Origin of the sequence: Kosakonia pseudosacchari (assembly GCF_900184035.1) — a bacterium.
In the GTDB taxonomy this organism is placed as follows: Bacteria; Pseudomonadota; Gammaproteobacteria; order Enterobacterales; family Enterobacteriaceae; genus Kosakonia; species Kosakonia pseudosacchari.
In genome coordinates this window covers 161,898-186,312 of the sequence record NZ_FXWP01000010.1, presented here as the reverse complement: position 1 = coordinate 186,312, position 24,415 = coordinate 161,898, and the positions used below count along the sequence as shown (strand labels likewise).

Here is a 24,415-nt window from a genome sequence, read left to right as displayed (position 1 = left end):
CAGCCAGGAAGTCGTTACTTTGCCGGGTCTTTTGCCCCGGCAAATTCCGCCGGATACGGATCGACCGGTTTAAGGGCAGCCTGCGGTTTACGCAGCGCCGCCTGCCAGCCACCGGTTTCGTCGTTGAGATTGATATCCCGGCTGAACTGCTCAAAGTCGCAGGCATCAAGCTTCGCTTCAAAGTTACGTTTGTGCTGGATAAAGGCGGCGAGCTGATCCTGATCCAGCGACTGTGCAAGGTAAGGATAGTGAATGCGCAGCTCAGTCGTGCCCTGCTCTTTCAGTAACTGATTAACGCGGCCAAACAGCCGATCGACACGCCCTACGCGCTGTTCGTTGTCGCCAGGTGTCCAGGCAATCCCGTAGTGATGCACCTGGTTGCACTGCAAATGCAGGTTCACCCCTTCCTGGAACACAGACGTTGCCACCAGCACATTGGGATAAAAGGGGCTGTTGAAACCGAGGATCAAACGTTGCCGGTTATCGGTTTGCCCACTGGCGTACCACGCCGGACTTGAGAGGTTGGTCAGTTCCCGCCACGGCGTTTTCCAGTCAGTCAGCGGGTGATCGGTGATTTTTTCACACATCGCCCCGAAGGTTTCAATGCCATTGATGAAATAGCGCAGCAGTAACGATCCCGGCAATTTATCAGCAATGCTGGCGGTAAAATCGCGGTAGCGCTTTTGCACGTCCGCCGTACTGTTCTGGCGGCTAAAGCGGATAAACCAGCAGTAGAGTTCAATCATCACCGGGCTGGCAAAGATGTAGCCCGTTTTCAGGTAGTTGGCGAGGTTTTCCACAATCGCCGGGTTGCTTGCCTGCCAGTCTCGAAGTTGCTGCTGGCAGTGCGCAGGCAGCAGCGGAAACATCATCCCCCAGGCCGTTTGCAGCGGCTGCTCATAACGGTTTTCCTGCATCGTTTCGCGACGCGCCAGACCCGGCGCAGCAGGCCACGTTTGCAGACGGGCGTCACGCGCCGCATCGCCAAAGTTATCGCGCTGGCGATCGGTGAGCCGGTAATAGGTGGCATATTGCGCGCAGCGATAATCCGCCGCAGGCTCCAGAAACAGCGAGAACAGGCTTTCGGCCCGGCGAAAACGCTGGCTGACGTTAGTGCAATCGGTTCGCTTCTCACCCGTTTTTTTCACCACAAACAGATCGGCGATTTTCGATGACAGCTTCAGTTCATTTTGCTTGCGCTCGTTGATCTCCTCATCGTCATCACTCCCGGCGTCGTCATCCTGGAACGCTGACGCCTCTTGCAACACGTGCGCCGTCTGGGTTAAGCGGTTGAAATACTTACGTGACCAGCCGCTTTTGCGCCACGCTTTTAGCGTCTCCTCCGGGGATTCAACGCCCCAGGCGGCAATAATTTCCTGCGCCATTAGCTCGTCATATTCGGCGTTGATGCGCTGGGTAATTTCTCGTACCGAGGGAATACGGCGCACGAACACCAGGTGTTTATCGCGATACAGCGGGCGTGGTGCAGTAAACAACTGTTCAGGCACGCACTGCCTGACCAGCGCGCCATATTTCGGGTGATCCGGAAAGCGGTTATAAATGCGCTGAAACTCCTCCGTCAGCTCCACCAGCAAACGGGAGTCCGGTGCCTGATGAAAGGCATCTTTTGCCATATCGTCCGAATTCTCTTCACCGCTTTCGCTGTCCTCTTTGGCCACAATACCGGTCGATTCAAACCCTTCAAGATAGCCATACTGGAACTGGCGGCGCTCACCTTTTGCGCCCAGCGTCTTGACCAGTTCGCGCTGGTAAAGGGCGAAAAAGAGCTCTGCATCCGGGTTGTCGGTAAAATCCGCCGCCGTCGCCTGCTCATGGCGGTAGTTATATTTATTGTTGGTCACGCCTTTTCCCTGCATCTGTCGCAGGCGGCGAATGGCAAAAGTTTTTAACAGCGTTTTGGCGTCACCATTGGGGCTAATCGCCTCGGGATCGACGAAGTAACGTAAGATATCGGCGACATTGCGCGATGAAGAGTGATTCGGCGTCGCAGTGAGTAATAACGTTCGTTGTCCTAAGCGGTTTTTCTCCTCGCCAAAAAAGCGCTTCGCCGCCGCCGCGCGCTGGGATTTGCCATCGCGATTACGGAAGTAGTGCGCCTCATCAATGATGATGAGATCAAACCCTTGCTCGCCCAGCATCGCTTTAATTTGCGCATGGATTTTCCCCGCTTCATGCGCCGCGCATGCTTGCGCATTGCTGCTATTTTTCTCCTCCGCCGGCACCAGTCCGCTGAGCGAGTGAATGGTGGTCAGGTAAAAATTCCCCTGTGATTCATGGATATCCTGCGCAAGCTCGTTCAGCCGGGTGAAAATGCGCGCTTCATGCACGGGTTCCCTGTTGGCGTTACAAATCTGCGGATTTTTAGCGCGATAGTGATGCTGCAAAAAGGTTTTGTATTCCCGTTTCCAGTGCAGGCAAATGTCTTTATTAGGCGCGAGGATAAGGATTTTCGCGTCGGGCTTTTTATGCCAGAGCTGGAGCACCACGCCAATCGCCTGGTAGGTTTTGCCCATCCCTACTTCGTCGGCCAGCAGCGCCAGCCGGCGTTTTGCCAGAATATTCCACAGCCCGGCGACACCCTCGGCCTGACGCGCGGCCATTGACGCTTCCTGCGCATCGTATTGCCAGTCGTCTTGCGACGCGTCAAAACTCATCATTTTCGCCACGACCTGCGGGGTAATGGCTTTCCAGTTATCAGGCTTCATATCCACACCTTTGCTTTATCGCATCGAGGTACTGCTGGCGCTGTTTTCCTTTCACCGGTAAGGGCGGAATGTCGATGACAAGCTTCGGCCACCAGTGGGCGGCGAGGCGCTTTTTGCGGTAGCGTTTTTTCGCCAGCAGACAGAGGCTTTGCACCTCGTTGGCCATAAACCAGCCAAACAACGTTCCCGGTTGCGCGGCGAGGTTTTCGCGCACTTTCTCCACCAGCTCGAGCAAACAGCCAGGGCAGGTGAACAGCCAGTAGTGCAACGAGGCGTCATCGTTCAGGGTTTCGAGTTGCTCACGACGTTTTTCCAGCGCGTAGAAAAGACGGAAATAGCTGGTGGCGCTGGTCTGTACCGGTGGTTTTTCCTCTGGCGGCACATCCTCTGCGGAATCGCCATCGCACAGCGTTTCCCGCAGTTGCACCGCATCGTTAGCCTGCGGATCGACATCACTGATATAGCTGTTCAGAAGATCGTGCAGCGAGTCAAACCCGTTCACCCGGCGAAACGCCTGCCCCACTTCATGAATAATGCCCTGCCAGTCCGCCTCGCCGGGGCGGATGACGGTGTAAAAGTGCTGGGTTAACACATCATCCGGCTGTTCGGCCACGAGATCGCGCAGTGTAATCAATGACTTAGCGCGCCAGCCCAGCGGAATCGCCTGTGCGATACCCGGCAAGCGAAGGGCATACTGCGCGTTGGATTTGCCGTCAAACCATTCGCCGGATACGGTGTATTTTCCCGAACGCCAGTCAAATTGCACCTGTAAATCAAAGGGTAATTGCTCGGGAACGTGCAAGCTCTCTGCTTCCAGCAACCCGGCGCTGGCGAAATCGAACGCCTTTTCAGCCAGTACATCACCGACGATGTTTGTTTTCGGCGAGACGCGATGCACAATGCCCGCTTCGATGTTCCGGTGCGCCTCGTCTGTGCTGTCTACGTTGATGCTGCTGCAGCCCGGCGCGGTGAAATTCCACGAGCCGATCGCCAGTGTTGCAGAGCTTTTCCCCGTCGCCAGCCAGACTTTGGCGTGAGTGAGTTCTGAGCGCTCGTCACGCTCTAGCGGATTTTTACACAGGCGTAACTGACCGGATTGACGCAATGCTTCCACACCTTGCCCGCCGGGCGTGCGCAAAAACCGCCCGCGCGCCAGATCGGGCACCAAATCGATACTCAGCGCCGGGTTACCAAACGCATGCGATAAAGAGTCAATAAAACCCGCTAAATCAGCGGCCAGATAGGGCGACCAGACAGAGAGCTTTTTAATGGTGTCGCCGTTCGCCAGCGCTTTCAGCAGCGTTTTACCGGAAAGGGAATGAATAAAATCCCAGTCAGGATCGTCATGGGAAAATTTCCGCCGCACCGGGAACGCATCATCGACATCCATGTCCGGGTCGACCTGCGTAAAAAAGGACTTAATCTGCTGATACTGCTTGTTGGTGCTGACGCGGCGAAAATCTACCGCTTCCTGGTTGCGCCCCCAGCCGCTGAGCGTCAGGTTCGCGCTGCCCGCGCCGAGGATCATGTTGCCGTGCACATCTTCGAGATAAATCACTTTGGGGTGAAAAAGGCTATTTTGGGCATCCAGATGCGGGGCAATTTGCCGCACGGAAACCGGCAGAATGGCGATCGATGTGCGCTTGTGCTGCTCCTGGGTGATCAGCCGTTTATCGCAATAGACGCGGAAATCGATCTTTTTGCGGGTGAGGTCAAATTGCAGGCGTTCAAACTCGCTGCGGTTTTTCGGTGGCTCTTCCATCCCCAGCACCGCAGGCAGCAGGTGCGTTTCGATAAAACCAATATTGATATTAAAACTGGTCAGCCAGACCCGTTTTATCTCGCCAAGCGTGGCCAGTTGCGCTTTAAATTCGCTGATGAGCTTCATTGTTCGACTCCCCACAATCCTTGCAGCATATGGCGGAACTGCGGGATGTAATAATCGTTAACCCAGCCGTCATTCTGGCGATCGTCGTGCAGAGCGCGTACGGGAATCTGCAATGTCAGCGTTTCGCCAGTAAGTGTTATCCACGGTAACTGGCCGCGGCTTTGCATCACATACTCATGGTATTTGAGCAATTCAATCGCTTGTTCAGCAACAGAAGGCGCTTGCGCGACATTCAACAAACGCTCAAGGCGGGTATGCGCCGTGCCGGAAAGCGCGGGCAGCAGTGTTTTATCGTTTATCACCTGCTCAGCACGTTTCGGTAGCGTGCGATCGTCCAGCCCGCGCTGCGTCCAGAACTGGCGAATCTCCTCCAGCGTCTGTTTTTTACGCTGTAACATCCCACTAAAAAGCAGATCAATCGCCGCCAGTAACGGCTCAACATGCACAATGTGACGCAGAAGTTGGCGGTCGGCTTGGTTATGGCTAAGACGCAACGCCTGCTGGAAAATCGCTGCCGCAGGTAGCTTTTCCGACGCTTGTTCAAGGGCGTCATACAGCGCGCCGGAAGCGCCTTCGCGTAAACGGGTCATCGCCAGCCAGAAATATTTGGCGTAACTGCCAACATATTCCGACGAGCGAAACGCCTGCACATACGCTCGGGTGATTTTCTTATCGATATCGGCAAAGCGCAGCGTGAGCCCCTGCTGGAGCCGCACGCCAAGCTGCGTTTTCAGGCAGTCACATAATCGGCGAAAAAGCGTTTTTAGCTGCGGTGTTTGCAAAATAAATTGTCCGGCCTGTTGCCACGCGGATATGCCTTCTGCCAACTGATAATGATATTTTTGATCGAAGAAATGCATATTCATCATCGGCGTTTTATAACGCCCGTTGGTGCCGAGAAATAATTGTTGGGTCAGCAACTGGCTATCCGCTCCGTGGCCGAAAATAAGCCGCGGGTTATTATCGAATTTCGCAAATTTGTCGCGGGCTTTAACGATGCCCAGCACGCCGGTGGTAACGACACCCTTTTTGCTCTGGCTATCACACATCGACAAGGTGTAAATATTCTCCAGGAAAATCAAACAGGCGTGCGTCAGTTTTACATCGTTTTTGCCGCCGTAGATTTTTTGTAATGCGTCGCCGAGCTGCGTTTTGTCATCACTGAGGACGCTACGAATAACATAATGGTGGAGCAGATTGAGTGTGTAGTGACGAACATCATTGGCGACTGAACTAATACGGTTGCGAAAAATCTGCTGTCCGAAAGAGGACCAGACAATCAATTGACCAAGCGGGTCAATATTCAGTTCACCGCTGAGCGAGTCGTCATATTCCGTAATAAAACGCTGAAGATTCATTAAAATTTTATTTAAGGAAAAACAAGCGGTTATTATCCTCTTTTTACCAGTCCCATGACATCCTCATCTTTGGTACTTTACAGGCAGTCAGGCGATCCTCTGCGTCTGACACAGTTTTTTTGAAAATTTAATCTTTTTAAAATCAATCAGTAAAACGCTATCGCGCATTAACCTTATAAATTTAGCTTGCAATCAAATAGCGCACTACTTAAATTGCACTCCACAGCCGGACACAACGGCACTTAACACAACCAACTAAATAGCACGCGATACAATCGCAAGGGAGATAAGATGTCACGTTCATTACTGATTGCCATGAGTTTAGTTGCCTCCAGCGTTTCCACCGCCTGGGCCGCCGATGCGCCAACACCGACAGCGGGTGTGGCGAAATTTCTTTCCGTGCTGAACAGCAGCGGCGGTAAACCGATTGAACAACTTTCCCCGCAGGATGCCCGCCAGGTGCTGATTGGCGCACAACAAGGCGCGAAACTGCCACCGGCTGATGTCTCGGAGAAAACCATCACCGTCAACGGCCAACCGCTGAAACTGACTATCGTTAAACCACAAGGCGCAACCGGAACATTGCCGGTGTTTATGTTCTTCCACGGCGGTGGCTGGGTGCTGGGCGACTATCCAACCCATGAACGTTTGGTTCGCGATCTGGTGAATGAGTCCGGCGCGGCAGCGGTGTTTGTCAATTACACGCCATCGCCGGAAGCGCACTTTCCGGTAGCGATTAATCAGGCGTATGAAGCGACCCGCTGGGTTGCCGAGCACGGCAAAGAGATTGGCGTCGATGGTTCACGCCTGGCGCTGGCCGGTAACAGCGTAGGCGGCAATATGGTCGCCGCCGTCGCCTTGCAGGCCAAAGAACACCATACACCCGCGATTCGTTACCAGGTGATGTTCTGGCCGGTTACCGACGCGCGCTTTGAAACTGGCTCCTATAACCAGTTCTCTAACGGCTATTTCCTCAGTAAAAACATGATGAAATGGTTCTGGGACAACTACACCACCAAAAAGAGCGACCGCCGCAATATCCTCGCTTCCCCGCTGGAAGCCAGCAGCGCGCAGTTGAAAGGCCTGCCGCCGACGCTGATTCAGACCGCTGAGCTGGACGTGCTGCGTGATGAAGGTGAAGCGTTTGGTCGTAAGCTGGATGCCGCTGGCGTGCCGGTGACGGTCACCCGCTATAACGGCATGATCCACGACTACGGTCTGCTGAACGCCCTCAGTGAAGAGCCAACCGTGCGCACCGCGTTATCGCAGGCCGCACACGAACTGCGCACCCACCTGCAATAAGCCCCACGAGCCCACCCTACGCGGTGGGTTCTTTTATTTTGGCCGGGTTCGCCTCGTCATACGCCGCCTGCGCGGCCAGCACCGCATCCATATTGTGCTCCACCCAGTGCGCCAGCACGGAGACCGTTTCCGTCAGCGTGCGACCCAGCGGCGTCAGGCTGTACTCCACCGACACCGGCACGGTGTAAAACACCTGGCGGGCGATAATGCCGTCACGCTCAAGTTTGCGCAGCGTCTGGGTTAACACCTTTTGGGTGATCATACGGATATCCCGTTTCAGGCCGTTAAAGCGCATCGGGCCATTTTCCAGCCGCGCCAGCACCAGCAGCGCCCATTTATCCGCCAGACGTGCCAGCATATCGCGCGTCGGACAGCGGTTATCGTAGATATCGTAAGGAATGGACGGCTTAATCATAACGACAAACTCTCGTAGTAGGTTTCCTTGAGGAAACGTAGTGCCCTTGGGGTGCCTTCTTCCGCAACCGGAACCGGATGTGTATAACTCAAAGCCTAAGTTTCTATTTGATACTAAGGTGCCAGAAATGGCAAAAGTTCTCCTGCGCACGAGTAAGGAATAAAAGGATGATTACCCGGCTGAACAATGCGTTTCTCAGGCTCACCACGCACCCGGAATTTGGCAAGCTGCTGTTGCGTCTGACATTTGGTGTGTTGATGCTGTTCCACGGCGTGGCCAAAGTGCAACATGGCATCGGCTGGATTTCCGGCATGCTGGTGGCGCAGGGCTTGCCGGGCTTTATTGCTTACGGCGTATTCATTGGCGAAATCATTACGCCAGTGCTGATTATTATCGGTCTGTTTACTCGTCAGGCGGCGTTTATTTACGCCTTCAATATTCTGGTCGCCACATTACTGGTCGGCACGGGGAAATTCTTTACCCTGACCAATGTTGGCGCATGGGGTCTGGAAAGCGAGGCGCTCTATTTCCTGGGTGGTTTAAGCATTATGTTTTTGGGCGCGGGGAAATACACCCTGTTTGCTGGCAAAGAAAAATGATGGCGATCGTGCAAATTGGTTTGCACGACATCTCTCTTCGATAGGGGAAAATTATGTCTACTGTTGTGATCTATTATTCCGGCTACGGCCACACCAAAGCAGTGGCGGAGAAAGTGGCCGAAGGCGCCAACGCACAGCTTATCGTCATTGATAATAACGGCGATATTCAGGAGAGCGACTGGCAATTGCTGAATGACGCAAAAGCGATCATTTTCGGCGCACCAACTTATATGGGCGGCGTGCCGTGGCAGTTTAAAAAATTCGCCGACGCCAGTTCAAAAGCATGGTTCACCCGCGCCTGGCAGGACAAAGTTTTCGCCGGTTTTAGCAACAGCGCCAGCCTGAACGGCGACAAACAAGTATCGCTGCAATACCTGCAAACGCTGGCCTCACAGCATGGCGGCATCTGGGTAAGCCTGGGCTTACTGCCCGCGAATACACTGGCCGCGACGCGCCAGGACATCAACAACCTCGGCGGCTCCGTTGGCCTGCTGGTGCAGTCTCCGTCCGATGCAGGCGCAGACCAAATCGCCTCCGGCGATCTGGATACCGCAGTGAAATTCGGCCAACGCGTTGCGGATATCGCGCGCCGGTTTAACTGAGTTTTCCGGTAATTCAATAACAGAAAGCCAGGGAAACCTGGCTTTTTTGTGAGTGCTTACAGCACCTCTTTAGCGTTCTGCCGGAATGCTCACAGCAGCAAACGCCTCCTGCACCCACTGTTTAAACTGCTGCACATCTTGTCGCTGCGCTTTCTCGCGGCTGGTCACAAAATAATAATTCCCGCCGGGTAAGTTGCCCGGCAACGCGATACGCAGCAGCTTTTGAGCCAGCGCGTTCTGGATCAGCAACTCGCTGGCGAGCAGCACGCCCTGCCCGGCTATCGCCGCCTGAATCGCGTGCGTCTCATCATCAAAACGAATGCCAGATTGCACCGGTAAACCTGCCGGGCCAAACGCCGCTTGCCAGTGCTGCCAGTCCGGTTCCGGCGTTGGTACATGGCGGTTTTCGATATGGAACAGCGTTAAACCCACCAGATCTTGCGGACGCTTCAGCACCAGTTGCGGGCTGGCGACCAGCACAAAGCGATCGCGATACAGCAATGTGTTATCCAGCGTCTCATCGGCCTGCATGCTGTAACGGATCGCGCAATCTGCCATTGCGCCACGCAGATCTACCAGATCGGTGCCGCTGTGCAAACGCAGCTCCAGTTCAGGATGGCGTTGATGCAGCGAAGGAAGGCGCGGCACCAGCCAGTTGGTCAGGAAGTTGGAAGTGGTGCTTAGCGTCAACACCCCCGGCTGACTGGCATTGTCGATGGCATCAACCGCTTCGCGCAGCGTGGCAAACATATTCCCCGATGCACGAAACAGGATCTCTCCGGCAGCCGTTAAGGTGACTGCGCGCGCCGAACGGTTAAACAAGCGTTGGTTCAAAGACGCTTCCAGCACACGGATCTGATGACTGATTGCCGTTGGCGTCACGCCAATCTCCTCCGCCGCCGCTTTAAAACTGGCATGGCGGGCAACGGCATCAAAAGCGCGAATAGCGGAAAGCGGCGGTAAACGGCGTGTACGCATGGCTGAATTTAACTCATCCTTAGCTGAAGAATATGACTTTGCCTTACCCATAAATCAGGGCGTAGCCTGTAATGCATACGAAGTAATCATGAAGATTATTCACCTCTTGCAGATTAACAGGAAAACCCCATGACGCAACTCAACACACTGACTGCGCCCGCTTCAACACGCTATTTTGCACTGCTGGCACCCGGCATCGCCCAGGCGCTTATCGCGCTGGATTACGCCATTGTCTACGTTGCGCTGCCGACGCTGGCGCACGATTTACAGCTCTCGCTTAGCACGATGCAGTGGGTGGTGTCGCTCTACGGCCTGACCTTCGCCGCGCTGTTGTTGTTGGGCGGAAACCTGTGCGATCGCTTTGGCGCACGGCGCGTTTTCAGCACCGGCATGCCGCTGTTTTTACTGGCATCTGTCCTCGGCGGGCTGGCTCGCAGTGGCGAACTGTTGCTGGTTGCCCGCGCCGGGCAAGGCATCGCCGCTGCGCTGTTGCAACCCGCGGTGCTGGCCCTGATCGGGCAACGCTTTCATGGCGAATCTCACCGCCGCGCACTGGCAATCTGGAGCGCGATTGGCGCACTTGGGCTGGTGGCGGGCGTGGTGCTCGGTGGCGTACTCACAACGCTAAGCTGGCGGGCAATTTTCTTTATCAACCTGCCACCAGGCTTGCTGGCGCTGTGGCGGGTGAAGCGCGATTTTCAGCACTTGATCCCGCAACGTGACACGCCACGCTCCGGCGTTGGTGCGCTGGTTGGCTGCGCAGCCGCCGGCGCGCTGGTATGGGCGTTAATGCGCTATGGCGAAACGGGCACGGCGGATTTTCTCGCCAACCGGCTGGCAGCGGCGATGTTGTTGCTGTTTATTTTGCATGAGCGCTTTGCCCCGCAGCCGCTGTTATCGCGCACCTTGCGCAGCCTGCCAGGCCTGCAAAGTGGCTGGCTGAGCAGCGCCTGTTATATGGCGAGCGTCGGCAGCCAGTTCTATGCCATGACACTCTTGTGGCAACAGACATTACAGCTCGATGCCGTCACCACCGGGCTGCTGTTCACGCCGCTGGCACTGCTGATTGTGGCGGGCAACACGCTCTACACCCGACTAACGGCGCGTTATGCCAGCGCGAAAGTGCTGACGGCAGGATTTGCCAGCGCCGCGCTCGGCCTGTTGCTGCTTGCTATGTCGCTGGAGGCTCCGATGTCGCCCGCGTTTATGTTCGGCATTGCGCTGAGCGGTATTGGCCACGGATTGATATACCCGGCAATGCTTGCCGTGGGGTTAACGGCGGTGCCAGCGCACCAGCAGGGGCGCGCCAGTGCGCTGATGATTACCAGCCAGTACATCGCCGGAGCGATGATGCTCGCGATCATTTCCGTGTTGCTGGGCGCGAAGCCGGACTTAACAGCATGGTCAGTCGTCTTTCATCTGTTGTGCGGCGCAGCCGTGGCGGGCATGTTGATCGCACTCTGCAGCCGGGAGCAGCGATAGCGCTGTTACGGTTTACTCCACTTTTCGCAAAATGCCTCGATGCGCTCATCCTGAAAATCAGCCAGCCGCTCGATGAGGGTTTCCAGCGGCCAGTCCCACCACGCAATCTGCTGCAACTGCCGGGCGATATGCGGCGGGAAGCGCAGGCGGATCGTTTTTGCCGGAACGCCGCCGACGATGGTGTAAGGGGCGACATTTTTACTCACTACCGCACCGGCGGCGATCACCGCGCCGTCACCCACGGTGACGCCAGGCAATACAATGGCCGCATGGCCGATCCAAACATCATTGCCAATGGTGACGCTGTCGCCACGGCGACGCGCAAAAAAGTCGTGATCGCGCGTGGCGCTGGCAGAGTAGTACTCCGGGCAATAGGTGATGCGATGCTGTGACGGGCGTTCCATCGGATGATTGGGCGCGCCGATACGCACGTTGTTGGCGATCGCCACAAATTTACCGATCTGCGCATCGGCGACGGTGCAGTATTCTCCCAGGTAGGAGAAATCCCCCAGCGTGGCGTACTCCATCAGGCTGTTGGCCAACACTTCACACTGCTGACCAACTTTGCATTCACGTATGCGCACGCTGGGGTCTATCCAGGTTTCGGCGAGTTTTACGAGCTTCATCGGTGGTTTCCCTCATGACAGATCGCACTACTTTATGCCGGTTCTGTGTAGGGAAAATGACGGGGAGATGATCTGCTCCCCATTGATTAACACACTACGATATTAGTAATGTCTTCATTGACTCTAGGCAGGATGTTACAGTGAGTTTTTCGCCGAACGTCCCCTCTGGTAAAAAGGTGGCAGTTCCTGATCGTGTCAGCAAACTCATGATTCATTTTCATAGGGCACCACGTGCGGAAAACTGAGGGATAATCATTATACCACGTGCGGAAAACTGAGGGATAATCATTATGTTGTGGAGTAAACGTACTCTTTTCACTGTCGCTGTGTTGTCATTCGTCAGAATTGCGCAGGCAGATAGCATACAGTGCCCGCAATTTCCGTCCGCGAACGCGAATATGAAGCAACATGCCCTGGCGGATGCCAGCTTGTTTGTCGGTCCGCCAAATGAGCGGGTCGAACTGATGCCAGATACAGATAAAGACACGGTCTGGACCCTGGCAGATTATCAGGACGAAGCAAGGCAGCATACAACATCGCTCTACATTGTATGCCGGTATAAAAATACGCGGCAAACCGTCGGGTTGATGGTTCCGGCAACGGCGCAGGAATGCTCGGTCTCGTATGACCAGTACAATAATCTGATCGCCCGTTGCCAATAATCCCGCCGCAGTAAGTGAGGAATGAAATAGTGGCGTTCAGAATGAGCTAAGCGATGATTTCTTTGGGTAATTGCCCCCACACGCCACAGCATATCGACCATTACTCATGGCCCCGAATCACTTCATCAACAAGTTGCTCATCTCTTCGCCGAGCAACTTCTGCGCTTAAAAAGTTAGTCCTTCAGCCGCGTCTGTACCCGCGGAAATGCGCTGAATTAACCCTGCCGATACAAAAAGAAAAGAGAAGTAAAAAGCCTGTCAAATTATCAACCTGCCGATTTGATATTTACTCACCCAACTCCTAATCTTCCTTCATCAGACCAATGCGCAACACATTGGGCCATGCTACCGCAGGGGCGAAAACCGCTGCACAGAGTGGGAGAATTTGCCGTGAGTTTCCAGCCCAGATATGCCAGCAGTGAATCTCCCGATCCGGTCGAAGCTGTTGCCCAGTTTGCCGCCCAAATCGGTCATGAAGATGTTGAAACCATTCTTTTCTTTTGCTCTCCGGATTACGATCTGCAGGTGCTAGGCCGCGAATTAAAAAACACCTTCTCCTGCACCTGCATCGGCTGTACCTCCTCCGGTCATATTGGTACGGAAGGTTTTCAGCATTCAGGGCTGATGGGTCTTGGGCTGAGTCGTGGTTTTCACGCCCGCGCATTTATCATTCACCCGCTGCTTGATTACACCTCGGTCATTACCGATATCGCGGAAACCATTCGCCGCGACAGCGAAGAGAGACCCAACCTGCATCGTTTTGGTCTGCTGCTGGTGGACGGTCTGTCGATGGCCGAAGAGCGGCTGGTGGCCAATCTCTATCAACAGATTGGTAATGTGCCCCTCATTGGCGGCTCCGCCGGTGACGATCTGCGTTTCGAAAAAAGCTTTATTTATGATGGGGATGGCAATTTCATATCTGACGCTGCCGTTTTCGCGGTTATCGAAACCAGTTCACCGGTCGCCACGTTTAAGATCCAACATTTCGTACCCAGCGACGTCGAGCTGGTTATCACCGAGGCGGACGCGGAAAAACGGCTCATTATGGAGATCAACGGTGAACCTGCCGCGCAGATCTATGCTGAATCCCTTGGTCTTACCGTCGACGAACTGACGCCAACCGTCTTTTCCCGCAACCCGCTGGTGCTCTCCTTCGGAGATGAGCCCTACGTCCGTTCCATTCAGAAAATGAATGACGATCTCTCGCTGACCTGTTATTGCGCTATCGAAGAGGGGCTGATCGTTTCGATCGGCAAAGCGGAAGATCCGATCCAGACCTTTAGTCAGGCGTTTGAAAAAGTGCACGAGACGATCCCAAACCCTGCGGTCATCATTGGCTGCGATTGTATCCTGCGCCGTCTCCAGTTCGAAAAAGAGGGGCTGGAGCAACAGATTGGCGAAATCATGGTGCAGAACCGGGTGGTGGGTTTTTCAACCTACGGTGAGCAGTACAACGGGTTGCATGTCAACCAGACATTTACCGGTGTCGCCATTGGAGGGTAAATCTCATGTCGCTGTTTTCCGAAGCCTCTACCCCGGGTCTTACCCCTGCCGACTACGAGCGCAAACTCGCAGCCCGGGATAAAACCATTGATGTGCTGAAACGCCGCATCGCCCAGGAAGCCCGGCACAGTCACGCCACCCCTTTTGCCATTCTCGAACAAAACGTCGGGCTGGAGAAAGTGGTCGCGCGCAAGACAATGGAATTAGAAAACGAACGGCATGAGCTGGAAAAAGCGCTGGCCGAATTGCGTCTGGCGCAAACTCAGTTACTTCAGGCGCAAAAAATGGAGTCTATCGGTCAGCTCGCCGCCGGTATCGCCCACGAAATTAACACCCCGACGCAGTATGTGTCCGATAATGTTGGCTTCATAAAGGGAGCCACGGACTCGCTGCTAAAACTGCTGAATGCCGCCCTCGCGCTCGCTGAAGTCGCGCGAGAAAAAATGGCCGATGATCCGGCAATGGCAGAGTTCGATACCACATTGAAGCGCACAAAAATTGATTTTCTGCGTCGGCAAATTCCAGGCGCACTGGACGAGTCTCTGGAAGGGCTTGAACATATTGCGCGGATTGTCGCCGCGATGAAGGAATTTTCCCACCCTTCGAAGAATGTGAAGGAGCGGATAGATGTGCGCGATGTGATTAATACCACGGTCACGGTGGCCCGCAACGAATGGAAATATGTGGCGGAGCTCGAAACCAACGTCGCCGACAACTTACCGCAGCTCCCTTGCCTGCGTGACATGGTCGGCCAGGCCATTCTCAACCTGGTGGTCAATGCCGCCCACGCCATTGCGGATACCCTGCAGGAAGGGGTGAAAGAGAAAGGCCGCATCGTTATCTCAGCATTCCAAAACGGCGATTATTTAGAACTCCGTGTCCAGGATGATGGCAGCGGTATACCCGCCGCCATTCGCGATCGCATTTTCGATCCGTTCTTCACCACTAAAGCGGTGGGTAAAGGCACGGGACAGGGCTTAGCGATTGTCTATTCCACCGTGGTGGACAAACATAATGGCAAGATTCGCTGCGAGTCAGAAGAAGGCGTGGGTTCCACATTTATCCTGCAATTTCCGCTCAATTGCCGCAACGAGGATGAGCCTGCATGCAAGTGATGTTCGTTGATGACGAAAGCCGGGTGCTTTCAGGCATTGAGCGCGCCATCATGATGCAAGATACCGAATGGGAGTGCCGCTTCGCCAACAGCGGCCCTGAAGCGCTGACCATGCTGGAAGAGACACCGGCGGATGTCGTGGTCTCCGATATGCGCATGCCCTTCATGGATGGCGCAGAGTTACTGGCGCTGGTGCGTAACCGCTGGCCAGGTACGATACGCATCATTTTATCCGGCTATTCAGAACCAGGTGCCACCCAGCGTATGCTCGAAGTCGCGCATCGATTTGTCTCTAAACCCTGCGACAATGCGAAGTTAGTAGAGATGATTGAAAGCGCGCTTTCTCTGCGCACGATGTTCAACGATCCGTTAGTGCTCGACGTGGTCGGACGAATCAATCAATTACCAGCCGCGCCGAAGGTGTTTACTGACGTTCAGCATCTTCTCAATAATCCCGAGAGCGATGCCCGACAGATTGCCGAATTGCTGAGCAGCGACCCGGCGCTGAGCGCCAAAATCATGCAGCTTGCAAACTCAGTCTGGTTCAACAGAGGTTCGCCGATCCACGATATCGGTAGCGCTATTACGCTGCTCGGCATGGAGCAGGTGAAATTACTGGTGCTGGCGTCACACTGTTTTACCGATGCGAAAAGAGATCCTTTTGTCAGCGAGTTACGCCGGCGTTCTCTTCTTGCCTCTTCACTCGCCGCCCGGATTGCGGGCCATCAGGGGCTGGAATCCACCGCCGCGCTACTCGCCAATATTGCGAAGCTGATCCCCGAAATGAGCGAGATCGGTAGCGAAACAACAACATGTAATGCTATTTCCATGCATGCAGCAGTCGGCGCTTACCTGCTGGCAGTGTGGGGATTACCACTGGAGATCGTCGACATCGTGGCGGGGCACGCTCAGCCCGCACGTTTCGCACATGGTGTATTTGGTGCGCCTGGTGTGGTGCATGTCGCTGTGGCGCTGGCCAACAACAGCCCCCCCGATCGCGATTACCTTGAAAAAGCAGGCGTGCTTGACCAGCTCCCCTTATGGCAACAGATGCTCGCTAACCTACAGGACACTCTTCATGACTGATACCGCCTTGCCCAGGGTGCTGTGCGTAGATGATGAACCTAACGTGCTCGCCGCGATGGAACGAAACCTGTTTGGTGAATTTGATGTAGTCGTGGCGCCGGGCGGCGAAGCCGCTCTGGACGCGGTTCGTTGGGGAGAACGTTTTGCGGTGATCATGTCCGATATGCGCATGCCCGGTATGGATGGCGCCACTTTTCTGGCGAAAGCGCGGGAGATCTCGCCCGATAGCGTGCGGATCCTGCTTACCGGCCAGGCCGATGTGGAGTCCTCTATTGCCGCCATCAATAAAGGCGCCATTTTCCGCTATCTCTGCAAACCGTGTCCGAAAGACGAACTGGTCGCGGCGCTTAATGACGCCGTGCGCCAGTATCGTCTCGTCTGTGCAGAAAAAGAGCTGCTGGCAACCACCCTCACCGCCTCGGTCAAAACGCTGACGGAAGTGCTTGCCATGGTCGCACCGTGGGCCTTTCAGCGGGCGGCGTTCGCACAATCTTGCGTCCGCCACGCACTGCCGAAGCTGGAGTGGCCTGATGAGTGGATTTACACCATTGCCGCATCATTAAGCCAAATTGGGTGTGTCGGTATTCCCGCCGATATCGTTCAGGCTGATGCCGCTCAACGCAAGCTCTCGGAGGAGGAGAAAAAGCTGTTGCTCGGGCATCCCGACGTCGCGGGAAAACTGGTGGAAAATATTCCCCGTCTTGAACTGGTCGCCGGGATCATTCGCCACCAGGCAAAAGAGCCGGCACCGAATGTACCGCTTGAGGTTTTACGCGGTGCTCATCTGCTGCGCGCAGCCCTTGAACTGGAGCGGCATGCGGCGCGAGGATGGAGCCTGGAGCGGCCATGGGAAATTTTACGGGCGGCACACCCACCGTTACCTGAATACATTATTAAATCCCTGTCAGATTTCCGCTCCAATGTGACCGGCGTGCGCTCTGCGCGTATTCGCGAGTTGATGCCGGGTTGGGTGGTTGATGAAGATATCCGCACCACCAATGGCTTGATGGTGCTGACCAAAGGGCACGAATTGACCGACACCGCGATCTCGGCTCTGCAGCGCTTGCTCGCAGCGAACGCCATTGAGGAACCCATCCGGGTTCGCGGGCTGCCAGACAGCAGCGCATCGGTATGATCGGCAAGCGATCGGGAGAGTAATTGCGTCGTTATGCTGCAAGCGGATAAACCGTGACAGGCGGGGGCAAACTCCCCGCCATAAAGCAACTTTTCACTCGTTTCGCGGCAAAAAGACGCCATAAACGCAATTTTCACAGAAAGACTAACGCATTGAAATATGTCCCATGTAATATGGCTCCGGGCTATTGCGAGATTTGCATCCATGGTCCAGATTTGATGAATTAACAACTCCCTTTAACACACTCAACGCGCTTTGACGAAACGCCATGAACAAACCTATAAAACGGCTTGAAATCATCAAATACGCCATTGAACTGGAGGATGACGGCATCATCCTCAGCCAGCTTCCTTTACTCAAAAATGAAGTTACGGACCCGGAGTTAGCGTTTATCGTTCACGCGCTTGAAGAGAAAAATTACAGCGAAGCGATGCGCGCCATCACCGTCTGGCTGCAAAACCAGCGCTCAGTGGTCAGTTGGCAGGATCCACAAGTGGCCGCCAGCAAGCTGGAGCTGAAAGCGCTGGAAGAGCAAATGCGCGAACTCATTGATAAACGCAATGCGCGTATCCAGTTGCTGGATGAGTTCAACGATCTCTATTTAACCCGCCTTGGGCCGCTGATGTCACAGATCCTGCGGCTGCGTAAAACGCTGGCTGAAGCCGCGGTACGCCGCCAGGAAGCGGAAGCGCGCCGTCGCGAGGCGGATTATCTGCGCTGCCAGAAATACCTGTCGCAAGCGGTGGAAGTCTTAGTGACATTGACGAAACGCTGGCAGAGCATGCCTCCCCACTCATTGCAGGCGGCAGAAGCACGTAAGCATCTGCAACAACAAAGCGAATTGATTGCCTCGCTGCTCGCCGAAGCGCAGGAGCTGGAACGTGGCCTCACGCGGGAAGAAGAGCCCACGCGCCAGGCGCGTGACGAAGCGCGTCAGGAGTATGAAAGCTACCAGGAGCAGCAGCACGACGCGGAAAAACGCTTTAGCTTTGAGCAGAAGATGAGCGAAGACGAGCGTCATGAGCTGAAACGCCTGTGGCGTCAGGCCAGTAAGCTTTGCCACCCGGATTTGGTGGATAACGAACTGAAAAACGATGCGCACAGCATGATGGTGCAGCTTAACCAGGCGCGCCAGCGCGGCGACCTTAGCACCATTCGCTCGATTTTGACCCGCCTGCAAAAAGGGCTGGAACCCTTAATGGCAAGCGATCGTCTCAACGATCTGCAGCGCCTGCGCCAGCGTATTCTTGAGGTCAAACAGCATATTGCCAGCCTGATTGAAGAGCTGGCAACGCTGGAAAAAGAGGAGTCCTGGCAGTTGATCTCCACGCTTGGCGACAGGGAAACCTACTTCCGCCAGCAGGAGAAAGCGCTGGCAGAGATCCGCCAGACGCTGGAACAGCAGGTCAGCGAAGCCGAGTACGACGAAGTGGCCTGAGCGCAACGAGCCCGGTAATCGCACCGGGCTTAACGCTTATTTCTTGTGCCAGTAAGCTTGCGCACGCACCAGGTGTTGATCGATGTCAGCCGATTCAAAGCGCGTCATCAACGATTTTACGACCTCCCCTTCCCCGGTCAGCCAGATAAAATAGTCGTTTTCCGGCACGCTTATCGCCACCAGCTTGTCGGCAACGGCCTGCGGGTTATGCCCCTGCACCCATTGAATATCAAAACCGTTTACATCCGCGAAATAGTCTTTATAAGCAGCATCCGCAATGCTTACCACTGCCGTGACTTGCGGGCGCACCGCCAGCAAGCTGAGTACCTCCAGGCGGCGGCGCAGCGCGGGCATGCCGGACTCGTCACAAACGTACAGTTGCCAGGCGTAATCTTCCGGCACCACCAGCGAACCGCGAGGCCCACCGATAGTCAATTGATCACCCACCTGCGCCTGCATCGCCCAACTGCTCGCTACGCCGCCGTCGTGAATATAAAAATCCAGCGCCAGTTCGTGGCGGCCGGCATCGTACAGCGGCGTATAGTCGCGGGAAGCCGGTCGCGGGCCATCGCCCCAGACGATACCTTCGTCGGTCACCACTGGCGGCACAAAGTACGTGCCCGGTTGCGGGAAGAAAACTTTGCAGTGATCGTCAAAGCCACGGGAGGTGAAGCCATCCAGTTGCTCGCCGCCGAGCACAATGCGCTGGAAGCCCGAACCCGCACGTTCGACGCGCAAAACAGTTAACTCGCGAAAGCGCAGCTCATTGCGCACTCGCTGGGGATAGCGTTGAGGATTGGTAGTCATAATCGGCCTTCGTGAATGTGAATACGATATATCTAAATATTGCGCAAATGATAATGATTGTTGATTAGACAGAAGGCAAGATCTTTTATGATATAGCAACGCGAAAGCGCACTGGTTGCTAACAGAACAATTAAAACAATTATAAATCAAATAATTAATATAAATAATGTCGCCAACATTGTTTAAGCAAGGTATTTTAGATATAAATTAGATATATCAAATTATATGAGAAAGCAGCTATGCGCCATCATCACGGCAATGCCGATAGCGAGCACCACCACGGGCACGGCAGCGGCCGCCGCCAGCGCTTTTTTGGTCACGGTGAATTACGCCTGGTGATCCTGCATCTGCTCAGCCAGAACGCCAGCCACGGCTATGAGCTGATCAAAGCCATTGAAGCGCTGACGCAAGGCAACTACACACCCAGCCCAGGCGTGATTTACCCGACACTGGATTTCCTGCAAGAGCAGCAATTTATTACCGTTGGCGATGAAGAAAACGGGCGCAGAATGATCGCCATCACGCCGCCGGGCAGACAGTGGCTGGCGGAAAATCAGCCGTTGCTGACGCAAATTGAGGAGCGCATTAAAGCGCGCAACGTTGGCTATCAGTTACGCAAAAACCCGCAGATGAAGCGGGCGCTGGAGAACTTTAAAGCCGTGCTGGATTTACGGGTGAATCAGGGGGAAGTCAGCGCCACGCAGCTTAAACAGATAATTGGCATTATCGACCGCGCAGCGCTGGAGATTTCACAACTCGATTAAACTGCCTGTGGCACGTCGCGCAGGCGGAATACCTGTACCAGCTCGCGCAGATGCAGCGCCTGATCGTTCAGAGCTGCCGCCGCCGCCACAGACTCTTCCACCAGGCTGGAGTTCTGCTGGGTAGTCGAGTCAATCAGGCCAATCGCGCTGTTAATCTGCGAAATACCATCGGTCTGCTCGCGGCTTGCCTGGCCAATTTCGCGCAGGATAACATCCATCTCTTCCACATTACTGACCATGCCATTAATCAGCGTGCTGGCTTCTTCGACCAGTGCCATACCTTCGCGGGTCTGGCTGGTCGAGCTTTCAATCAGATGGCGAATATCGTTGGCAGAGGAGGCACTCTTTTGCGCTAACTGGCGTACTTCGCCGGCCACCACGGCAAAGCCACGGCCGTGCTCACCGGCGCGCGCCGCTTCGACCGCTGCGTTGAGCGCCAGAATGTTAGTCTGGAAGGCAATCGCGTCAATCAGGTTGATGATGTCCGACATCCGGTTCGAGGTGTCGTTAATCACACGCATCTTCTCGGTAACCTGCTTCATCATTTCGCCATTGTTTTTCACCACCGTTGCGGCATCGGCGGAAAGGTGCGTCGCTTCGGCGGTGTGATCGGCGGTGTTTTTCACTGTTGCGGTGATCTGCTCCATAGACGCCGCCGTCTGCTCGACAGAACTGGCCTGCTCTTCGGTTCGGGCCGCCAGATCCTGGTTACCGGCCACAATCTGCGCCGCCGCGCTGGAGATACTCTCAGAGCCGTTTTGCACCTGGTGAACAATCTCGACAAGGCGGTTTTTCATCTCCATCAGCGCACGCAGCAATACGCCGGTTTCATCGCGATGGCGGGAATCAATGGTACGGGTTAAATCGCCATCGGCAATCGCTTCAGCAAAGGTCACCGCTTCTCTCAACGGTCGAGTGATCATGCGTACGATATACCAGCCAATCAGGCTGCCCATACCGATGCTAACAACCGCCAGCAGGATCAGCATCAAACGGTTAGAAACGAAGTCGTTCTGCACCTGTGTGCCCGCCGCGCGCATCTGTCCATCCTGAATCGCTATCAGCGCCAGTACGCGCTCTTTATACGCATTCTGGATTTTAATGGTGTTGGTCATCATCTCCTGAATCGCACCCGCGCGATCGCCCTTTTTCACCAGATCGAGGATACGGAAGCGGGAATCAAGATACTGCTGACGAACAGTACGGATATCCGCGAGGATTTGCTGCGATTTGCTATCGCGCAGGTTTTTGGATAAGTCTTCCAGCAGAGCCGTAATATGGGCGCTAATCTCGGTAAGTTGCTTTTGCGACTCCCCGCTCCATTTGCCCTCGCTATCCAGCAACATCAACTGTTGTGTGCTGACAAAGGTCTGGAAATTATCAATAAGCTGATTGGCTTTTACCGTGGTGGGATAATCTTCGTATACGATCTCTTGCATTCCGTTATTCGCGCGGTTCAGGCTGAAGAGTGACAGACAGGAACTCACTACCATTAACGCAATAAAAAAGCCGAACGCCAGAAATAATTTCGTGCTGATTTTTACATCGTGTAAAAACATATATTCTCCATGGGTTTGATTATTTTATTGACGAAAGTTCCGCGCCGTCACCCAAATGGCACGCTTAAGTCCCTGGCGCAAATTAAAAGAATGCAGCCACTAGCCGTTATCGGTAACGTTAGCGCTAACTTTATGAGTTTGATCGTTTTTTTAGTTACTTAATGAATCTTCTGATAGCCAGCAACGATTAATTGTTATTTATCGATCGTTATATGTATTCAGCTATATATATTCACAACAGATATTAATGTCACTACATTAAAGTTAATTAAAATTTAAATAAACAAACGTGGAATATAATTATACTTCGCAATATGAATTTAATTTAATAATAAATTAACAAACTATACACATCACCATTACATAAAATGATGGCGGCAGGAAAATTAATTAATAAAAAACCGCCCGTAAGGTGACGGGCGGTTTTTTGTTCTTTAAAACGCGATCAGTGCAAGACGGATACTGCATCCTGCAGGCGGTCCGCGCGGTGTTTAACCATTGCCGACACCGCCGCGCTCTCCTCGACCAGGCCCGCGTTTTTCTGCGTGATGGCATCCAGCTCCGCCACCGCACGCGTCAATTCGGAAAGCCCCGTCGCCTGCTCAGAGGTCGACTGGCTAATCTGGCCAATCAGCGCAGTGACGTTTTGCACCTGATTGACAATATCTTCCATCGTCCGGCCTGCGGCATGCACCTGGTCGTAACCAGACTGCACTTTACTGGCGCTGGCGTCGATCAGCTTACGAATATCATTCGCCGCGCTGGCGCTGCGGCTCGCCAGGTGACGCACTTCCCCCGCCACCACCGCAAATCCTTTGCCCTGCTCGCCTGCTCTGGCGGCTTCTACCGCGGCATTCAGCGCCAGAATATTGGTCTGGAAAGCGATGTCATTAATCAGCTTGGTAATAGATCCAATGCGTCCGGTGCTGTCGGCAATCTCGTCCATGGTTTTCACCACCGTCTCCATCGCTTTGCCGCCGTGCGTCGCGGCACTACTGGCGGAGCTGGAGAGCTCATCTGCCGCCGATGCCGTTTGCGAGTTGTTTTGTACCGATGCCGCCATCTGGCTCATGGTGGCAACCGTCTGCTGCACATTTACCACCGTCTGGCGCGTGCGTTCATTCAGATCTTCATTACCTTTCGCCAGCGTTTCACTGCCGCTACGCACACTGTGAACCTGAGTTGAAACGTCATTGATTAACCAACGGCACATCAGCCCCAGTTGCCCGATCGCCCGCAATGTCAGCCCCAGCTCATCGCTGCGGTTCAGCGGTTGCACGCTATTGCGCTCCCCGGTGGCGACACTCAGCGCCTGACGTGCCACATTTTCCGCCGGGCGAACAATTTGCCACTCAAATGCCAGGCAGCCCAGCAGCATCGCCAGGGTGCTCACCGCCAGCGGCAGGCCGCCTGCGCCGGTAAACCACAACCCGATAAATTGCGCAGCCCACAACAACGTCATTACGCCACGCGCACGCCAGCGTAGCGGCATGCCTGCCAGTTTCCCCCACCAGTGTTTGCTAATGACCAGGCCTTTATAGACGCGTTTGTTGCAGCGCCCTTCATTTAACGCTTTGTACAGCGGTTCAACAGCGGCGATCTCCTCATCTTTCGCCTCGGTGCGAATCGACATGTAGCCGGTGACTTTGCCATCGCGCACCATGGGAACGGCGTTGGCCCGCACCCAGTAATGATCGCCATTTTTACGTCGGTTTTTGACGATGCCGCTCCACGGCTCGCCCTGCTTCAGGGTGTACCACATATCGGCAAATGCCGCTTTAGGCATATCCGGGTGGCGAACAAGGTTATGGGGTTGGCCGAGCAACTCACTGTGGGAGTAGCCACTGGCATGGATAAACGCGTCGTTGGCGTGGGTAATGTAACTTTGCTGGTCCGTTGTCGACATCAGCGTGGTGTCATCCTCCAGCATAAAGCGCTGTTGGCTGACATAAGGAGGAGAAGACATGATTGCGTCCTATGCAGGTTATATTGCTGTTAAAAATTACTGCGAATGTTATTTCGGCGATAATGGGTTTATCTTTAGTTGTTAAATTTGATTTAGATCGCAATTTGCAATAAAACCCTGTTTTTCGTGGGCTCGTTAACCCTATGATTTTAATAATTTCGTCATGTTATCACTGAGTTTCCCTAACGCAAACGCCCTATAATCGCGCATTTATTGCACCATATGAGCGCAATGCCACTTATCCCCTCTCTGTAAGTGAACAATTTTTAATCACAAAAGATACAAAATATTAACGTAACGGCATGATTAAATTTTGCGCATATTCATTTTCCCCTGGCATTTATCCCGATTTATGCTTCCCGCACCGAAGTGGCGTAATCCCTGCAATACTTAAATCGGTATCAT

20 protein-coding genes are annotated in these 24,415 nt (G+C 54.3%); 11 read left to right on the top strand and 9 right to left on the bottom strand.

Annotated elements, in window-relative coordinates:
- Positions 1-14: 14 nt before the first annotated feature.
- From BN2591_RS07200 to BN2591_RS07190, 3 genes are read right to left on the bottom strand one after another with little or no spacing between them, the layout of a single operon-like run.
- Positions 15-2,726, bottom strand: a complete 2,712-nt coding sequence (locus BN2591_RS07200; RefSeq protein ID WP_086870256.1) for a DEAD/DEAH box helicase — start codon at positions 2,724-2,726, stop codon at positions 15-17.
- Positions 2,716-4,614, bottom strand: a complete 1,899-nt coding sequence (locus tag BN2591_RS07195) for a phospholipase D-like domain-containing protein (RefSeq protein ID WP_086870254.1) — start codon at positions 4,612-4,614, stop codon at positions 2,716-2,718. Before BN2591_RS07195 ends, BN2591_RS07200 begins: the two co-directional genes overlap by 11 nt.
- Positions 4,611-5,972: a hypothetical protein gene (locus BN2591_RS07190; protein ID WP_086870252.1), complete on the bottom strand. Its 1,362-nt coding sequence runs from the start codon at positions 5,970-5,972 to the stop codon at positions 4,611-4,613. The genes BN2591_RS07195 and BN2591_RS07190 overlap by 4 nt, the downstream gene beginning before the upstream one ends.
- Positions 5,973-6,263: 291 nt before the next feature.
- On the opposite strand from BN2591_RS07190, the gene BN2591_RS07185 reads away from it, so the two are divergent.
- Complete coding sequence (locus BN2591_RS07185; RefSeq protein ID WP_086870250.1) at positions 6,264-7,274, top strand: alpha/beta hydrolase; 1,011 nt, start codon at positions 6,264-6,266, stop codon at positions 7,272-7,274.
- Between the two features lie 16 nt (positions 7,275-7,290).
- Here the strand turns inward: BN2591_RS07185 and BN2591_RS07180 are convergent, their stop codons facing one another.
- A complete protein-coding gene (locus BN2591_RS07180; RefSeq protein WP_020456379.1) occupies positions 7,291-7,689 on the bottom strand; it encodes a winged helix-turn-helix transcriptional regulator in 399 nt (132 codons plus the stop codon).
- A gap of 167 nt (positions 7,690-7,856) precedes the next feature.
- Here BN2591_RS07180 and BN2591_RS07175 point away from each other — a divergent pair, with 167 nt between their 5' ends.
- Positions 7,857-8,288: a DoxX family protein gene (locus tag BN2591_RS07175; protein WP_086870248.1), complete on the top strand. Its 432-nt coding sequence runs from the start codon at positions 7,857-7,859 to the stop codon at positions 8,286-8,288.
- Between the two features lie 53 nt (positions 8,289-8,341).
- Complete coding sequence (locus BN2591_RS07170; RefSeq protein WP_017457750.1) at positions 8,342-8,890, top strand: flavodoxin family protein; 549 nt, start codon at positions 8,342-8,344, stop codon at positions 8,888-8,890.
- A 69-nt stretch (positions 8,891-8,959) separates the two neighbouring features.
- On the opposite strand, the gene BN2591_RS07165 is transcribed toward BN2591_RS07170, so the two are convergent.
- Positions 8,960-9,868: a LysR substrate-binding domain-containing protein gene (locus BN2591_RS07165; protein ID WP_086870246.1), complete on the bottom strand. Its 909-nt coding sequence runs from the start codon at positions 9,866-9,868 to the stop codon at positions 8,960-8,962.
- Positions 9,869-9,997: 129 nt separating this feature from the next.
- Between BN2591_RS07165 and BN2591_RS07160 the strand changes: the two genes are divergently transcribed.
- Positions 9,998-11,350, top strand: coding sequence for an MFS transporter (locus BN2591_RS07160; protein ID WP_086870244.1), 1,353 nt, complete (start codon positions 9,998-10,000; stop codon positions 11,348-11,350).
- Between the two features lie 5 nt (positions 11,351-11,355).
- On the opposite strand, the gene BN2591_RS07155 is transcribed toward BN2591_RS07160, so the two are convergent.
- Entirely contained in the window at positions 11,356-11,976 is a 621-nt protein-coding gene (locus tag BN2591_RS07155) for a DapH/DapD/GlmU-related protein (RefSeq protein WP_086870242.1), read from the bottom strand.
- Between the two features lie 290 nt (positions 11,977-12,266).
- Here BN2591_RS07155 and BN2591_RS07150 point away from each other — a divergent pair, with 290 nt between their 5' ends.
- The 6 genes from BN2591_RS07150 to BN2591_RS07125 all read left to right on the top strand — a co-directional run bounded on the left by BN2591_RS07150 (position 12,267) and on the right by BN2591_RS07125 (position 18,914).
- Positions 12,267-12,638, top strand: coding sequence for an STY0301 family protein (locus BN2591_RS07150; protein WP_086870240.1), 372 nt, complete (start codon positions 12,267-12,269; stop codon positions 12,636-12,638).
- A 390-nt stretch (positions 12,639-13,028) separates the two neighbouring features.
- A complete protein-coding gene (locus tag BN2591_RS07145) occupies positions 13,029-14,141 on the top strand; it encodes an FIST N-terminal domain-containing protein (protein ID WP_086870238.1) in 1,113 nt (370 codons plus the stop codon).
- A 5-nt stretch (positions 14,142-14,146) separates the two neighbouring features.
- Positions 14,147-15,256 carry a sensor histidine kinase gene (locus tag BN2591_RS07140; RefSeq protein ID WP_086870235.1) on the top strand — a complete coding sequence of 370 codons (1,110 nt, stop codon included), beginning with the start codon at positions 14,147-14,149 and terminating at the stop codon, positions 15,254-15,256.
- Positions 15,247-16,341: an HDOD domain-containing protein gene (locus BN2591_RS07135; protein ID WP_086870233.1), complete on the top strand. Its 1,095-nt coding sequence runs from the start codon at positions 15,247-15,249 to the stop codon at positions 16,339-16,341. The genes BN2591_RS07140 and BN2591_RS07135 overlap by 10 nt, the downstream gene beginning before the upstream one ends.
- Positions 16,334-17,476 carry a response regulator gene (locus BN2591_RS07130; protein ID WP_086870231.1) on the top strand — a complete coding sequence of 381 codons (1,143 nt, stop codon included), beginning with the start codon at positions 16,334-16,336 and terminating at the stop codon, positions 17,474-17,476. The genes BN2591_RS07135 and BN2591_RS07130 overlap by 8 nt, the downstream gene beginning before the upstream one ends.
- Positions 17,477-17,744: 268 nt before the next feature.
- Positions 17,745-18,914, top strand: coding sequence for a coiled-coil domain-containing protein (locus BN2591_RS07125; protein ID WP_086870229.1), 1,170 nt, complete (start codon positions 17,745-17,747; stop codon positions 18,912-18,914).
- Between the two features lie 36 nt (positions 18,915-18,950).
- On the opposite strand, the gene BN2591_RS07120 is transcribed toward BN2591_RS07125, so the two are convergent.
- Positions 18,951-19,721 (bottom strand): siderophore-interacting protein, encoded by a 771-nt coding sequence (locus BN2591_RS07120; RefSeq protein ID WP_086870227.1) that lies wholly within the window; start codon positions 19,719-19,721, stop codon positions 18,951-18,953.
- A 239-nt stretch (positions 19,722-19,960) separates the two neighbouring features.
- Between BN2591_RS07120 and BN2591_RS07115 the strand changes: the two genes are divergently transcribed.
- Positions 19,961-20,485 (top strand): PadR family transcriptional regulator, encoded by a 525-nt coding sequence (locus BN2591_RS07115; protein WP_086870223.1) that lies wholly within the window; start codon positions 19,961-19,963, stop codon positions 20,483-20,485.
- On the opposite strand, the gene BN2591_RS07110 is transcribed toward BN2591_RS07115, so the two are convergent.
- Together BN2591_RS07110 and BN2591_RS07105 are read right to left on the bottom strand one after the other, a co-directional pair.
- Positions 20,482-22,044 (bottom strand): methyl-accepting chemotaxis protein, encoded by a 1,563-nt coding sequence (locus tag BN2591_RS07110; protein ID WP_086870220.1) that lies wholly within the window; start codon positions 22,042-22,044, stop codon positions 20,482-20,484. The two genes, BN2591_RS07115 and BN2591_RS07110, sit on opposite strands and share 4 nt — an antisense overlap.
- A 445-nt stretch (positions 22,045-22,489) precedes the next feature.
- Positions 22,490-24,010, bottom strand: coding sequence for a methyl-accepting chemotaxis protein (locus BN2591_RS07105; RefSeq protein ID WP_086870218.1), 1,521 nt, complete (start codon positions 24,008-24,010; stop codon positions 22,490-22,492).
- Positions 24,011-24,415 lie beyond the last annotated feature (405 nt).

Bases quoted from the DNA above. Each gene is read 5' to 3' on its own strand.
- BN2591_RS07185 (WP_086870250.1), top strand. From the start codon at position 6,264: ATGTCACGTTCATTACTGATTGCCATGAGTTTAGTTGCCTCCAGCGTT.
- BN2591_RS07195 (WP_086870254.1), bottom strand. From the start codon at position 4,614: ATGAAGCTCATCAGCGAATTTAAAGCGCAACTGGCCACGCTTGGCGAG.
- BN2591_RS07110 (WP_086870220.1), bottom strand. From the start codon at position 22,044: ATGTTTTTACACGATGTAAAAATCAGCACGAAATTATTTCTGGCGTTC.
- BN2591_RS07160 (WP_086870244.1), top strand. From the start codon at position 9,998: ATGACGCAACTCAACACACTGACTGCGCCCGCTTCAACACGCTATTTT.
- BN2591_RS07130 (WP_086870231.1), top strand. From the start codon at position 16,334: ATGACTGATACCGCCTTGCCCAGGGTGCTGTGCGTAGATGATGAACCT.
- BN2591_RS07150 (WP_086870240.1), top strand. From the start codon at position 12,267: ATGTTGTGGAGTAAACGTACTCTTTTCACTGTCGCTGTGTTGTCATTC.
- BN2591_RS07135 (WP_086870233.1), top strand. From the start codon at position 15,247: ATGCAAGTGATGTTCGTTGATGACGAAAGCCGGGTGCTTTCAGGCATT.
- BN2591_RS07180 (WP_020456379.1), bottom strand. From the start codon at position 7,689: ATGATTAAGCCGTCCATTCCTTACGATATCTACGATAACCGCTGTCCG.
- BN2591_RS07200 (WP_086870256.1), bottom strand. From the start codon at position 2,726: ATGAAGCCTGATAACTGGAAAGCCATTACCCCGCAGGTCGTGGCGAAA.
- BN2591_RS07155 (WP_086870242.1), bottom strand. From the start codon at position 11,976: ATGAAGCTCGTAAAACTCGCCGAAACCTGGATAGACCCCAGCGTGCGC.
- BN2591_RS07170 (WP_017457750.1), top strand. From the start codon at position 8,342: ATGTCTACTGTTGTGATCTATTATTCCGGCTACGGCCACACCAAAGCA.
- BN2591_RS07175 (WP_086870248.1), top strand. From the start codon at position 7,857: ATGATTACCCGGCTGAACAATGCGTTTCTCAGGCTCACCACGCACCCG.
- BN2591_RS07115 (WP_086870223.1), top strand. From the start codon at position 19,961: ATGCGCCATCATCACGGCAATGCCGATAGCGAGCACCACCACGGGCAC.
- BN2591_RS07125 (WP_086870229.1), top strand. From the start codon at position 17,745: ATGAACAAACCTATAAAACGGCTTGAAATCATCAAATACGCCATTGAA.
- BN2591_RS07105 (WP_086870218.1), bottom strand. From the start codon at position 24,010: ATGTCTTCTCCTCCTTATGTCAGCCAACAGCGCTTTATGCTGGAGGAT.
- BN2591_RS07140 (WP_086870235.1), top strand. From the start codon at position 14,147: ATGTCGCTGTTTTCCGAAGCCTCTACCCCGGGTCTTACCCCTGCCGAC.
- BN2591_RS07120 (WP_086870227.1), bottom strand. From the start codon at position 19,721: ATGACTACCAATCCTCAACGCTATCCCCAGCGAGTGCGCAATGAGCTG.
- BN2591_RS07190 (WP_086870252.1), bottom strand. From the start codon at position 5,972: ATGAATCTTCAGCGTTTTATTACGGAATATGACGACTCGCTCAGCGGT.
- BN2591_RS07165 (WP_086870246.1), bottom strand. From the start codon at position 9,868: ATGCGTACACGCCGTTTACCGCCGCTTTCCGCTATTCGCGCTTTTGAT.